The following is a 12,390-nucleotide window of genomic DNA, read 5'->3' on the forward strand; positions in this document are numbered from 1 at the left end:
CTTCTCTATCACTCGGCCCCGAGGATGACAGGCAACCCTTACGAAATGGTTAACCGCGTCCACCCCTATAAGACTCAAGAAGGCCGCGATGACCCAGACCCGTCCCGTCGTCACCCGTTTCGCCCCCTCGCCGACCGGCTATCTGCATATCGGCGGTGCCCGCACGGCGCTGTTCAACTGGCTGTATGCACGCGGAAGGGGCGGCAGGTTCCTGCTGCGGATCGAGGATACCGATCGCGCGCGTTCCACCCCCGAGGCCACCGAGGCGATCCTCAAGGGCCTGAAATGGCTGGGTCTGGACTGGGACGGAGAGCCGATCAGCCAGTTCGCCCGCAAGGACCGCCATGCCGAGGTCGCGCATCAGATGCTGGCGGCAGGCACGGCCTATAAGTGCTTTTCCACGCCCGAGGAAATCGCCGTCTGGCGCGACGCGAACCCCCGCCAGCCGTTCCAGAGCCCGTGGCGCAACGCGACCGATCTGCCCGACGCCCCCTTTGCGATTCGCCTGAAGGCCCCGCGGACGGGCGAAACGGTGATCCAGGATGCGGTGCAGGGCGATGTCCGCGTCGCCAACGATCAGCTGGACGACATGGTGCTGTTACGCAGCGATGGCACACCCACCTATATGCTGGCCGTCGTGGTGGACGATCACGACATGGGCGTGACGCATGTGATCCGGGGGGATGACCACCTGACCAATACCGCGCGGCAGATCCAGATCTATGATGCGATGGGCTGGCCACGCCCGGTCTTTGCCCATATCCCGCTGATTCATGGCGAGGATGGCAAGAAGCTGTCGAAACGCCACGGTGCGGTCGGGCTGCATGAATTCGCCGCGCTGGGATATCCGGCCAGTGCGATGCGCAACTATCTGGCGCGTCTGGGCTGGAGCCATGGCGACGATGAGCTGTTCGACGACGATCAGGCCCGCGAATGGTTCGATCTGCCGGGAATCGGTCGTGCCCCTGCCCGGCTGGATTTCAAGAAGCTGGAGCATGTCAGCAGCCACCATATCGGCGCGATGGACGACCAGGCGCTGCTGAAAACGCTGGAGGATTTCCTGAAGGAAACCGGCGCCCCGGCGCTGACCGAACGTCAGAGGGAACGCCTGACTCTGGCGCTGCCCGCGCTGAAGGAAAAGGCGAAAACCCTGCCTGCGCTGCTGGATCAGGCCCGTTTCGCGCTGATCGACCGGCCCGTCGAGGTCGATGAAAAGGCGGCTAGATCGCTGGATACGGTATCCCGTGGTATGCTGAAATCGTTGACTGCCGCATTGCAGCATGCTAGCTGGCAGCGAGACGAGCTGGAGCAGGCGGCCAAGACGGTTGCCGATGAAAATGGCGTCGGGTTGGGCAAGATTGCGGGGCCCCTGCGCGCCGCTCTGGCCGGACGGACCGCCACCCCCAGCGTGTTCGACATGATGACGGCGCTAGGCCGCGATGAATCGCTGGCCCGGCTTCAGGACCAGACCGAATTGGCAGGCTGATTGCCTGTCCCCACATGCCAGGGCCGCCCCGAGCGTTATGACGGATGGCCTGGCGCAAGCCGGAAAGGACGTTTTTGATGGCCGAACCGAAACAGGCGACAATCAAGGTGAATGGGGCCGAATACGAGCTTCCGATCCTCAAGCCCACCGTCGGACCCGAGGTCCTGGATATCCGCAAGCTTTATGGTCAGGCGGATGTCTTTACCTATGATCCCGGCTTCACCTCGACGGCAAGCTGCGATTCCACCATCACCTATATCGATGGCGACAAGGGAGAGCTGTGGTATCGCGGCTATCCGATCGAGCAGCTGGCGGGCAAGTCGCATTACCTCGAAGTCTGCTATCTGCTGCTTTACGGCGAATTGCCGACCGAATCGCAGATGATCGATTTCGAGAACCGCGTCACGCGCCACACGATGGTGCATGAACAGATGCACAACTTCTTCCGCGGTTTCCGCCGCGACGCCCACCCGATGGCAACCATGGTTGCGGTGGTGGGCGCGATGTCCGCATTCTATCATGATTCGACCGATATCAACGATCCGTGGCAGCGCGAGGTCGCCTCGATCCGGCTGGTCGCGAAACTGCCGACCATCGCCGCGATGGCCTATAAGTATTCGATCGGCCAGCCCTTCGTCTATCCGCGCAACGAGCTGGATTATGCCAGCAATTTCCTGCATATGTGCTTTTCGGTCCCGGCCGAGAAATACGATGTCGATCCCGCCCTGGCCCGCGCCATGGACCGGATCTTCACCCTGCATGCCGATCACGAACAGAACGCCTCGACCTCGACCGTGCGTCTGGCCGGATCCTCGGGGGCGAACCCGTTTGCCTGTATCGCGGCGGGCATCGCCTGTCTGTGGGGCCCGGCCCATGGCGGCGCCAATCAGGCCTGTCTGGAAATGCTGCGCGAGATCGGCAGCGTGGACCGGATCCCCGATTTCATCCAGAAGGCCAAAAGCAAGGACGATCCGTTCAAGCTGATGGGCTTTGGCCACCGGGTCTACAAGAACTTCGATCCGCGCGCCAAGGTGATGAAGGAATCCGCCGACGAGGTGCTGGGGCTGCTGGGCGTCCAGAACAACCCGACGCTGCAGGTCGCCAAGGAACTGGAAAAGATCGCGCTGGAGGACGAGTATTTCATCGAGAAGAAGCTCTATCCCAACGTCGATTTCTATTCGGGGATCATCCTCGAGGCGATGGGCTTCCCGACCTCGATGTTCACGCCGATCTTTGCGATGTCGCGCACGGTCGGCTGGATCGCACAGTGGAAAGAGATGATCGGCGATCCGCAGAACAAGATCGGGCGCCCGCGCCAGCTGTATGTCGGTTCGGACAAGCGCGACTATGTGGATGTCGCCAACCGCTGATCGCGGCGGACGGCGGACGACGAAGGCCCCCTTTGCCGGGGGCCTTTTCATTGGCGGCCTCATGTTGGCTGCGGCGACAAGACGGCTTGCACGCGCAGCCGGGCTTTGGCATGGGGACGGGCATGAACGATACGCATCAGGAAAATCCGGCGCAGAAACTGGCGCTGGTCACCGGCGCCTCGCGCGGGTTGGGGGCGGCGCTGGCCGAGTTGCTGGCGGCGCAGGGATATCACGTCCTGGCCGTCGCCCGCACCGTCGGCGGGCTGGAAGAGCTGGACGACCGCATCCGCGGGCTGGGCGGCAGCTCCACGCTGGCGCCGATGGATGTGGCCGAGGCCCCGGCCATGCAGCAGATGACCGAGGCCATCGCCAGCCGCTGGGGCGGGCTGGATCTGTGGGCGCATTGCGCCATCCATGCCGCGCCCCTGTCGCCCGCGCCGCATATCGACGGCAAGGACTGGTCGAAATCCATGCTGGTCAATGTCGAGGTGACACGCGGGTTGATCGCCCTGCTGGAACCCTTGCTGATCGCGCGCAAGGGCACGGCGCTGTTCTTTGACGATCCGCGCGGCGGGGCCAAGTTCTTTGGCGCCTATGGCGCGACCAAGGCGGCGCAGATCGCGCTGGCCCGCAGCTGGCAGGCGGAAACGGCGAAGATCGGCCCCCGGATCGTCATCGCCGAGCCCGCCCCGATGCCGACCGCCACCCGCGCCCGGTTCTTTCCGGGCGAGGACCGGACCGCCCTGACACCCTGCAAGGACGAGGCCGCGCGGATACTGGCCGGGCTGTGATTGCGTCCCGCGACGGTGGGGGGCTGCCTGCCCCCCACGCCCCCCGGAGGTATTTTCGAGGAGTGCGAGGGGCGGGTTTCAGGTCAGCGGGGTAGTGGCGCGGTCCAGCCAGTTCTGGCTGTCGGGGTCGAGATGGGGGCCGAGTTCGGTTCTCACGCGGGCGTGGTAGGTGTCGAGCCAGGCGATTTCCTCGGTGGAGAGCGCGTTGGTGTCGATCAGGCGGCGGTCGATGGGGCAGAGGGTCAGGGTCTCGAAACCCAGCATATTGCGGCCGGGTTCGGCCTTGACTTCGGTCGTCACGATCAGGTTCTCGATGCGGATGCCGAAGGCGCCCGCGCGGTAATAGCCGGGCTCATTCGACAGGATCATGCCGGGTTCGAGGGGTAGATCGCTGGCGCGGCTGATCCGTGCCGGACCTTCATGGACGCAAAGCGCCGCGCCGACTCCGTGGCCGGTGCCGTGGTCGTAATCAAGCCCCTGCTGCCACAGGAACTGCCGGGCCAGCGCGTCGAGATGGCCGCCGGCCACTCCTTTGGGGAAGCACGCGCGACTGAGGGCGATCATGCCGCGCAGCACGGCGGTATAGGGCGCAATGGCTTCAGGCGGCGGCGTTCCGAGGGCGACCGTGCGGGTGATGTCGGTGGTGCCATCCGCATATTGGCCGCCGGAATCGATCAGCAGCAGGTCCGAGGCCGCAAGGCGGCGGTTGCTGGCATGGGTGACGCGGTAATGGACGATGGCGCCGTTCGGGCCCGCGCCGCAGATCGTGTCGAAGCTGATATCGGTGATCCCGGCCTCTTGCCGGAGAGCTTCCAGTCGCCGGACCACGTCGATCTCGGTCAGTTGCGCCGGGTCCTGCGTATCGAGCCAGGCCAGAAGCCGGACCATCGCCACGCCGTCGCGCTGATGGGCGGCGCGCATCCCGCTCAGTTCGGCGACGTTCTTGCGCGCCTTGGGCAGCACCGCCGGATCGGGGGCGCGGGCAATCCGGGTGCCCGCGGCCTCGATCAGGCGGAAGGCGGCTTCGGGGGCCGTTGCCGGGTCGAGGCGCACAGGGCCTTGCAGGTTGCCAAGGGCGGCGACCAGCCCGTCGGGAGGCAGGATCGTCACCTCATTGCCCAACCGCGCCCGCAGCTGGTCGTCGAACTTGGCCGCATCGACAAACAGCGCGACATGCCCGTTATCGGACAGGATCGCGAAGCCCTGCACCACCGGGTTCTTGGGCAGATCGCTGCCGCGGATGTTCAGCAGCCATGAAATCGAGTCGGGCAGCGACAAAAAGGCCGCCGCCTGCCCCGCATCGACCAGCATATCGGCCAGCCGGTGGCGCTTGGCATGGGCGCATTCCCCGGCCAGATCCTCATCATGGGCGCGGGCCGGACCGATGGGCCGCGCGGGGCGATCGCTCCAGACCGCGTCCAGCGGGTTTTCGTCCAGCCCGATCAGGCCGATGCCAGAGCCAGCCAGCCCCTTTTCCATCGCCTCGATCTCGGCCCGGGTGTGCAGCCAGGGGTCGAAACCGATGCGGCCGCCTTCGGGCAATGCCTCTTGCAGCCATGCGGAAGGGCGTGTCTCGGGCCAGTCCACCGGGGTAAAGCAGCCCGTGTCGATCTGGGTGCGGACCTGAAGGCGATAGCGGCCATCGACAAAGACCCCGGCGCGATCATGGGTCAGGATGCAGAACCCCGCGCTGCCGGTGAATCCGGTCAGCCATGCCAGCCGCGCATCGGCATCGGCCACATATTCGCCCTGATGGGCATCGGCGCGCGGCACGATGAAGCCGTCCAGCGACAGGTTCCGCAGGCGCGCCCGCAGCGCGGTCAGGCGGGCGGCGTGATCGCCCCCGCCAGCCGGATCGTCAAAGCTTTGATACATGATGGATCACAGGGCGATGGGCGCAAGGACTTCGGGCTCGATCACATCGACGCCGGGCAGGCCGGATTTCAGTGCTTCGGCCGATTGTTCCAGCAGCGGGAAGGTGCGGTAATGGCAGGGGATCACCGTCTTGAAATCGAAGTACTTCTTCGCGGCGAAGGCGGCGCGCTTCATGTCCATGGTGAAATGGCCGCCCGCCGACAGGATGCCGATATCGGGCTGATGATATTCGCCCATCCAGCCCATGTCGGCCATGATGTCGGTATCGCCCGAGACATAGATCACATGCCCCTCGCCCGCGATCATATAGCCCGATTCGTGGCCCGCATAGACCGGCCCATCGGCACCGTCCAGCGAACTGGAATGGCTGGCATTGACCATCGTCACCTGCGCGCCGCCCAGATCGATGGTGCCGCCCTTGTTGAAGCCGATCCCCTCTATCCCGTCGCGGCTTTGCCAGAAATTGATCAGGTCATAGATGCCGGCAACGGGGATCTTCAGCTCTCTCGCGATGGTCTGCGCATCGCCGGTATGATCGCCGTGACCATGCGTCAGCAGGATATGGGTCGCGCCGGTGATCGCCTCGGCCCGCCGGTCTTCGGGAAACATCGGGTTCCCCGACAGCCACGGGTCGATCAGAATCACCGCCTGTTCGATTTCCAGACGAAAGCCGGAATGTCCAAGCCAGGTCAGTTTCATCGCTGCCTCCTGTTCGAATATCGGGGGCAGGTTAGCGGCAGGTCGCGGCGGTGACCAGCACCGACCTAGTGGTCGTCATGCGCGTGGTCGCGGTCGATCACGAAACGCTTGTCGCAATAGCCGCATTCGACCCAGCCGGTATCGCGCGGGATCGGCAGCCAGACGCGGGGATGGCCCAGCCCGCCGGCCTCATCGCCGTCGCAGGCGACTTTCCAGGTGGTGACGATCTGGGTTTCGGGCGCGGCGTGTTCCGGGCTGGCGGCGGTCATGGCGGTTCCTTGAGCTTTGACGCGAAACGCGGGATATGTCGGGCCACGATATTAGCCGGGAGACAGGCCGGATGCCAGACGGATCGACAGCAGGAAACGCAATCGAGATCACGGGTTTGCGCAAGACCTATGCAGCCAGCGGCAATGCCCCGGCCAAACAGGCGCTGATGGGAATCGATCTTGCCATCCCGACCGGCAGCATCTTCGGGCTGCTGGGGCCGAACGGCGCGGGCAAATCGACGATGATCAACATTCTTGCCGGGCTGGTGAACAAGACCGCCGGGCGGGTGCGGATCTGGGGTTTCGATCAGGATGTGAACCCGCGCCAGTCCCGCGCGGCCATCGGGGTCATGCCGCAGGAACTGAACATGGACCCGTTCTTTACCCCCCGCGCCAGCCTGGAGGTTCAGGCGGGCCTTTACGGCGTGCCGAAACGCGAACGCTGGACCGACGAGCTTCTGGAACTGGTCGGGCTGACCGAGCAGGCCAATGCCTATGCCCGCAACCTGTCGGGCGGGATGCGGCGGCGGCTGCTGCTGGCCAAGGCGCTGGTGCATCGCCCGCAGATCCTTGTGCTGGACGAGCCCACGGCGGGCGTGGACATCACCTTGCGCGAAATGCTGTGGGCCAATATCCGCAGGCTGAACGAACAGGGCATGACCATCATCCTGACCACGCATTATCTGGAAGAGGCCGAACAGATGTGCGACGAAATCGCCATCATCAATCATGGCGAGCTGATCGTGCGCAAACCCACCCGCGAATTACTGGACGGTATGGACGGCAAGACGCTGGTGATCGACGCAGGCGGGCGGGTCGAATTGCCCGCCCTGCCCGAGGGCGCCCATCCCGAATGGCGCGAGGACGGGCGGCTGGCGATCACCTATCCGCCCTCGCGTATCCGCGCGGATACGCTGTTGGACGCGCTGCGCGGTGCGGGCGTGCCGATTCTGGACGTGGCCAGCGAGCAGCCCGATCTGGAGGATGTGTTCGTCGAACTGACGCGGGGTTAGGCCCCCGCGTCGGGTTTGGTCGCGTGGGCGTCAGTCGCGTCCGCTTCAGTCGCGCAGCGCCAGCATCGGGCCCATCACCCGCCCGCCCATGATGTGCAGATGGTAATGCGGCACTTCCTGCACGCCGTGGACGCCGGTATTGGCCACGGTACGGAAGCCCTGCCCGCCACTATCCAGCCCGACGCCTTCCTTGGCGATGGCCTCGGCGCACAGCCGGGTGAAGCCGACGATCTCGGCATCCGAGGCATTGGCGGCGAAATCGTCATAGCTGACATAACGCCCCTTGGGGATCACCAGCACATGGCTGGGCGCCTGAGGCCGGATGTCGCGAAAGGCCAGCGCATGTTCGTTCTCGGCCACGGTGTCGTTGGGGATTTCGTTGCGCAGGATCTTGGCAAAGATGTTGTTGTCATCATAATCGAAAGCCATCGTCGGCTCCTTTCGTCAGTCGGCGAAGAGATGGGGAATTTCGGCAAGCTGCTGCGCGGTCTCGGGCGGCACGTCCAGAAACCGCTGAATGGCCTCGGCATTGTGGTCGGTGGTGCGCTCGGGCGAGATCACCTCGAACCGGGCGAAATCCATGTCGCGCAGCCGCTCGGCCTCGTGTTCCAGATCGCCGCGCACGACCGGCAGCAGGCGGTCCACGACCTCGGACGGGGTGCCGACACTGACCAGCCCCACGCGGATCATGTGGCCGCGCAGGTAATCGTCGTCAAAGGGGCTGTCCACGAACAGGATCCGCGTCTCGGCCCGGTCCGACGCAAAATCCGCGATCAGCGACAGCGCCGACGGATCGAGGCACAGCACCAGATTCGGCGTCTCCATCTGGTCGAACAGCATCTTGACCAGCGCCCGGCGATGGCGCTGCCGCTTGTCCAGCGTCGAGGCGACACCGCCCATATCCGGCAGATTGGCCGCAAGCTCGTTGAAGACGTAATCGACGGCGGGAATGTCGGTCGTGGCGCGGATGCCGTCGGTCAGTCGCTTGGCGATGTGCCATTTCTTGGCCACGATCAGCAGCACCATGCGCGACCGGCCCAGACTGCCCTCGGTCTCCCAGAAGCGGGGGGCAAAACGGCGCCCGACGCGGCCCCGACCGACAAGGAACTGAAACAGCCGCGGCCCCTCGCCCGACAGCGGAAACTCCATCCCGGTTTCCTGCCACAGCGCACCCAGCCTGTCGCGCAGCTCAAGCGACTCGGGGCTGATCTTGCGCGCGAACAGATAGTCCTGACGCAGCAGCAGATCGTAATGGTCGTTATAGAAGGTCACCGGCATGCCGTAATCGGTGAACATCAGGAAGGTCAGTGTCCGGGTGCGGATCTGCCGTCGTGGCACCAGATGGGCGACCAGCGTCTGAAAGAAGGTCTCGTCCGGGATCCATGTCGTGGCAAAGAAGCGCATCACATCGGGGCGCGATTCACAGAAGGTCATCACGCTTTCGACAGTCTCGCGCCGCAGGCACCACCATTGCGACCCGATCATCATGCGGATGTCCTTGGGGATGTCCCGCGTCAGGCCGAATCGCTGCTGCAACCCCATGCTGGCATAAAACAGCCGCTTCTGGGTGCGTTCGTTGAACCAGTGGCGATAGATCAGCCGCTCGGCCTTGATGCCGGTCTTGATCCAGTCGCTTTCGAAGAAGTCGAAGCTCTCGATATAGTCGAAATCCTCGGCATCCAGAAAATTATGCACATATTCCGCCGACTTGATCGGCAGGCAATCGCCCGACAGCATATAGAAATGCGTCGCCTGCGGAAACGCATCGGCGGCGGCCTTCAGCGCCTCCAGCGTGGCGGCCACCAGCGACCACTCGCCCCAGCCGCATTTCAGCCGCTTGCGCGCGAAGGTGACACCGGGATCATCGGCCAGCGCAGTGCGGATGGCGCGGAAATCGTCGGAATTCGCGCGCGCATCGAAATGGATCGCGACATAGTCGCCCGCGGCAGTCAGCCGCCGGGCCTGGGCAATGACACCCTTGGGATCCTTGTGCGTCAGCAGGATAAAGGCAATACGGGCCATGTCTGTGCTGTCTGTTCCGGCTGGTTTCCGACAAAGCAACGGAAGGCGTTGATAATCACGCCGCGATTTGCTTTTTGTCTGTAGCAATTTTCAACGCACGGGCAACCCATCGGGGGAAAATTCCCCGGATGGTCATGTGCCAGACTAACGGAAGGTGAGAAGACATATGGCATTTCCCGGCGTGTGGATGACCGAAAGCGAAAGCATGATCTATCGGGTCGTGCCAAAATGTGCCTGCTCGACCATTGGCCAGATCATGTTCTATTCCGATCACGGGCGGTTCTTTGATGGCGACATCCATGATTCGACCGACGGTCTGCACAAGTGGTCGCAGGAACACAGCCAGAAGGCAATCGAGCAGGCCGTCCGTCACAGCAAGGCCCCCAGCTTTACCGTGGTGCGCAACCCCTATGCCCGCATCCTGTCGTCCTTCTTCGACAAGATCGCCGGCATCCAGCGCAACGGCCGCCGTTATCGCGGCAATCTGGTGCCGCAGCTGACGCAGCGTTACGGAATCGATGTCGGCAGCCCCGAAAACGGTTTCGAGTTCGATCAGGTCGCCAGCTTTCGCCGATTCCTGCTGTTCGCCCGCGATACCATCCGCTGGCGCCGCCCGATGGAGCCCGACATCCACTGGTCGGCCATGTCGGGCCATATCTCGACCTTCATCGTGAATGGCGGCCATTACGACCAGATCTTCTATACCGAGACGTTCAACGAAGGCATGCAAAAGCTGCTGGACAGCGCCGAAACCCCGGTCAAGGTCGATCTGGCCTCGGTGCCGCGCTTCAACGAATCCGAAGGTCACGGGCCCAAGCGCGCCTTCAAGGTCAGCGATTATTTCGACGACCTGTCGCGGCACCTGATCTGGGAAATCTACAAGGATGATTTCCAGCTGTTCCGCTATGACTTCGACGATCCCGACAACAAGTTCCCGGTCGGAGAGATCGACCTGGCCGAAGTCCACGCCAAACTGGGCCGCTGAACAGGCAACAGGGGCAATGCCGGACATGGCATCGCCCCCTTTTCGGTCACATCACGCGCGCCTGCGGGCTGCGGTCATTCCAGATGGCTTTCCAGGAACCACAGATCCTTGTCGGCGGTCTGTGACGCGGCGGTAAAGATATCCGCCGTATTGGCATCCCCGGCCTCATCCGTGGAATCGATGGCGGCGCGCAATTTCTCGCCATGATCCCGCATCCGCGCGCAGATCTGGCGGATATGATCGGCGGATTTCGTCAGATCGGTCGGATAGGCCTTCAGCGTGCTGGTCTTGGCGACCACTTCCGCCGTGCCCTCGGCCACGCCGTCCAGTTGTTGCACACGCTCGGCAAACACATCCAGATGCGCTTGCAGATTGGCATAGACCGTGTCGAACAACTCATGCACGGCGATGAAATTCGGCCCCTTCACGTTCCAATGCGCCTGCTTGATCGCCAGCGCCAGCGCCAGCCCATCGGCCAGTCGCGCATTCAGTTCGGAAATCGCGGTCTTGCGGGCATTGTCTGTCAGCCCCTTTACGTCAACAGCCATGTTGGTCTCCTTTTGCGGCTTTGCCACATCAACCATCTCACGGCGCTGTCAGTTCCCTGCGCATGACGGCCATGCCGCTGCCGCATGGATACGCACAAAAAGAAACGACGCCTCACCGAGGCGCCGTTTCCGCATGCCGTTGATCGGCCAGGGGCTGCTCTGGATCAGAGCGCGCCCTTGATGAAGGTCACCGCGTCGCCAACCGTCTGGATGGTCTCGGCGGCGTCGTCCGGGATCTCGATGCCGAACTCTTCCTCGAAAGCCATCACCAGTTCCACGGTATCGAGGCTGTCGGCACCCAGATCGTCGATGAACGAGGCGGATTCGACCACCTTCTCTTCATCCACACCCAGATGCTCCACCACGATCTTCTTCACGCGATCAGCGATATCGCTCATGTCATATCCTCACATTCGCGGGCATCCGCCCAAATTTTGCGCAAGCCTCCGGCCTGCATCAGCACAGGGCGGTTTCCCTGCTGCCAAGCGCGGGGATATAGCACCGATAAGCGTTCATGCAACCGCTTTTCAACGCTTTTCCATGCCGAGTTGCCCCCACGCCCGACCGGTCACAGCATGGCCATGCCGCCGTTGACATGCAAGGTGGTGCCGGTGACATAGCCCGCCTGCGGGCTGGACAGATACCGGACCGCCGCGGCAATATCCTCGGGCCGCCCCATCACTCCCGCCGGAATCTGCGTCAGGATCCTGTCCTTCTGCTCGTCACTCAGCTTGTCGGTCATGGCGGTGGCGATAAAGCCCGGCGCCACGCAATTCACGGTAATGCCACGGCTTGCGACCTCATAGGCCAGCGATTTCGACATGCCGACCAGCCCCGCCTTGGCAGCGGCATAGTTGCCCTGCCCCGGATTGCCGGTGGCCCCCACAACCGAGGTGATGTTAACGATCCGCCCCCAGCGCGCCTTCATCATCCCGCGCAGCACCGCGCGGCTCAGCCGGAACACGCTGGTCAGATTCACCTCCAGAACCTGCGCCCATTCCTCGTCGGACATGCGCATGAACAGATTGTCGCGGGTGATCCCGGCATTGTTGACCAGAATATCGACCGACCCCATCGCCTCGGCCGCCACCTTCGGCAGCGCCAGAACCGATTCGGCATCCGACAGATCGGCAGGCACCACATGGGCGCGGCTGCCCAGCTTCCCCGCCAGCTCCTGCAAGGGCGCCTCGCGCGTCCCCGACAGGGCGACCGTTGCCCCCGCCGCGTGCAGCGCCTCGGCGATCGCGCCGCCGATCCCCCCCGATGCGCCCGTCACCAGCGCGTTCCTGCCTGTCAGATCGAACATCCCTGCCTCATCTCTGGTGTCAAAAT

General features: G+C 63.7%; 13 protein-coding genes. 5 read left to right on the forward strand and 8 right to left on the reverse strand.

Annotated features, from left to right (window positions below; all coding sequences use genetic code 11):
* Nucleotides 1–88: 88 nt before the first annotated feature.
* From gltX to JHW40_RS17615, 3 genes are all read left to right on the forward strand, one after another.
* Nucleotides 89–1,486: a glutamate--tRNA ligase gene (gltX, locus tag JHW40_RS17605; protein WP_090614759.1), complete on the forward strand. Its 1,398-nt coding sequence runs from the start codon at nucleotides 89–91 to the stop codon at nucleotides 1,484–1,486.
* A gap of 77 nt (nucleotides 1,487–1,563) precedes the next feature.
* A complete protein-coding gene (gene gltA / locus JHW40_RS17610; RefSeq protein WP_090614756.1) occupies nucleotides 1,564–2,856 on the forward strand; it encodes a citrate synthase in 1,293 nt (430 codons plus the stop codon).
* A gap of 122 nt (nucleotides 2,857–2,978) precedes the next feature.
* Entirely contained in the window at nucleotides 2,979–3,647 is a 669-nt protein-coding gene (locus tag JHW40_RS17615) for an SDR family NAD(P)-dependent oxidoreductase (protein ID WP_090614786.1), read from the forward strand.
* A 78-nt stretch (nucleotides 3,648–3,725) separates the two neighbouring features.
* Here the strand turns inward: JHW40_RS17615 and JHW40_RS17620 are convergent, their stop codons facing one another.
* The 3 genes from JHW40_RS17620 to JHW40_RS17630 form a co-directional block, all read right to left on the reverse strand.
* Nucleotides 3,726–5,522, reverse strand: a complete 1,797-nt coding sequence (locus JHW40_RS17620; protein WP_090614752.1) for an aminopeptidase P family protein — start codon at nucleotides 5,520–5,522, stop codon at nucleotides 3,726–3,728.
* A 6-nt stretch (nucleotides 5,523–5,528) separates the two neighbouring features.
* Nucleotides 5,529–6,221 carry a metal-dependent hydrolase gene (locus JHW40_RS17625; protein ID WP_090614749.1) on the reverse strand — a complete coding sequence of 231 codons (693 nt, stop codon included), beginning with the start codon at nucleotides 6,219–6,221 and terminating at the stop codon, nucleotides 5,529–5,531.
* 65 nt (nucleotides 6,222–6,286) lie between these two features.
* Entirely contained in the window at nucleotides 6,287–6,490 is a 204-nt protein-coding gene (locus tag JHW40_RS17630; RefSeq protein WP_090614747.1) for a zinc-finger domain-containing protein, read from the reverse strand.
* Nucleotides 6,491–6,561: 71 nt separating this feature from the next.
* Here JHW40_RS17630 and JHW40_RS17635 point away from each other — a divergent pair, with 71 nt between their 5' ends.
* Nucleotides 6,562–7,503, forward strand: coding sequence for an ABC transporter ATP-binding protein (locus JHW40_RS17635; RefSeq protein ID WP_090614744.1), 942 nt, complete (start codon nucleotides 6,562–6,564; stop codon nucleotides 7,501–7,503).
* 45 nt (nucleotides 7,504–7,548) lie between these two features.
* On the opposite strand, the gene JHW40_RS17640 is transcribed toward JHW40_RS17635, so the two are convergent.
* Both JHW40_RS17640 and JHW40_RS17645 read right to left on the reverse strand, forming a co-directional pair.
* Nucleotides 7,549–7,932: an HIT domain-containing protein gene (locus JHW40_RS17640; RefSeq protein WP_090614741.1), complete on the reverse strand. Its 384-nt coding sequence runs from the start codon at nucleotides 7,930–7,932 to the stop codon at nucleotides 7,549–7,551.
* A 15-nt stretch (nucleotides 7,933–7,947) separates the two neighbouring features.
* Complete coding sequence (locus JHW40_RS17645; protein ID WP_090614738.1) at nucleotides 7,948–9,525, reverse strand: DUF5928 domain-containing protein; 1,578 nt, start codon at nucleotides 9,523–9,525, stop codon at nucleotides 7,948–7,950.
* 166 nt (nucleotides 9,526–9,691) lie between these two features.
* Between JHW40_RS17645 and JHW40_RS17650 the strand changes: the two genes are divergently transcribed.
* Nucleotides 9,692–10,510, forward strand: a complete 819-nt coding sequence (locus JHW40_RS17650) for a sulfotransferase family protein (RefSeq protein ID WP_090614734.1) — start codon at nucleotides 9,692–9,694, stop codon at nucleotides 10,508–10,510.
* Nucleotides 10,511–10,584: 74 nt separating this feature from the next.
* Here the strand turns inward: JHW40_RS17650 and dps are convergent, their stop codons facing one another.
* The 3 genes from dps to fabG all read right to left on the reverse strand — a co-directional run bounded on the left by dps (nucleotide 10,585) and on the right by fabG (nucleotide 12,364).
* Nucleotides 10,585–11,058 (reverse strand): DNA starvation/stationary phase protection protein Dps, encoded by a 474-nt coding sequence (gene dps, locus JHW40_RS17655; RefSeq protein WP_090614783.1) that lies wholly within the window; start codon nucleotides 11,056–11,058, stop codon nucleotides 10,585–10,587.
* 164 nt (nucleotides 11,059–11,222) lie between these two features.
* Nucleotides 11,223–11,456, reverse strand: a complete 234-nt coding sequence (locus JHW40_RS17660) for an acyl carrier protein (protein ID WP_090614731.1) — start codon at nucleotides 11,454–11,456, stop codon at nucleotides 11,223–11,225.
* A 170-nt stretch (nucleotides 11,457–11,626) separates the two neighbouring features.
* A complete protein-coding gene (fabG, locus tag JHW40_RS17665) occupies nucleotides 11,627–12,364 on the reverse strand; it encodes a 3-oxoacyl-ACP reductase FabG (protein WP_090614728.1) in 738 nt (245 codons plus the stop codon).
* Nucleotides 12,365–12,390: the final 26 nt, after the last annotated feature.

The organism is Paracoccus alcaliphilus, assembly GCF_028553725.1.
Lineage (GTDB): Bacteria > Pseudomonadota > Alphaproteobacteria > Rhodobacterales > Rhodobacteraceae > Paracoccus > Paracoccus alcaliphilus.

Coding starts and splice junctions, on each gene's coding strand:
- gltX (WP_090614759.1), top strand. CDS start 89: ATGACCCAGACCCGTCCCGTCGTCACCCGTTTCGCCCCCTCGCCGACC.
- gltA (WP_090614756.1), top strand. CDS start 1,564: ATGGCCGAACCGAAACAGGCGACAATCAAGGTGAATGGGGCCGAATAC.
- JHW40_RS17615 (WP_090614786.1), top strand. CDS start 2,979: ATGAACGATACGCATCAGGAAAATCCGGCGCAGAAACTGGCGCTGGTC.
- JHW40_RS17620 (WP_090614752.1), bottom strand. CDS start 5,522: ATGTATCAAAGCTTTGACGATCCGGCTGGCGGGGGCGATCACGCCGCC.
- JHW40_RS17625 (WP_090614749.1), bottom strand. CDS start 6,221: ATGAAACTGACCTGGCTTGGACATTCCGGCTTTCGTCTGGAAATCGAA.
- JHW40_RS17630 (WP_090614747.1), bottom strand. CDS start 6,490: ATGACCGCCGCCAGCCCGGAACACGCCGCGCCCGAAACCCAGATCGTC.
- JHW40_RS17635 (WP_090614744.1), top strand. CDS start 6,562: ATGCCAGACGGATCGACAGCAGGAAACGCAATCGAGATCACGGGTTTG.
- JHW40_RS17640 (WP_090614741.1), bottom strand. CDS start 7,932: ATGGCTTTCGATTATGATGACAACAACATCTTTGCCAAGATCCTGCGC.
- JHW40_RS17645 (WP_090614738.1), bottom strand. CDS start 9,525: ATGGCCCGTATTGCCTTTATCCTGCTGACGCACAAGGATCCCAAGGGT.
- JHW40_RS17650 (WP_090614734.1), top strand. CDS start 9,692: ATGGCATTTCCCGGCGTGTGGATGACCGAAAGCGAAAGCATGATCTAT.
- dps (WP_090614783.1), bottom strand. CDS start 11,058: ATGGCTGTTGACGTAAAGGGGCTGACAGACAATGCCCGCAAGACCGCG.
- JHW40_RS17660 (WP_090614731.1), bottom strand. CDS start 11,456: ATGAGCGATATCGCTGATCGCGTGAAGAAGATCGTGGTGGAGCATCTG.
- fabG (WP_090614728.1), bottom strand. CDS start 12,364: ATGTTCGATCTGACAGGCAGGAACGCGCTGGTGACGGGCGCATCGGGG.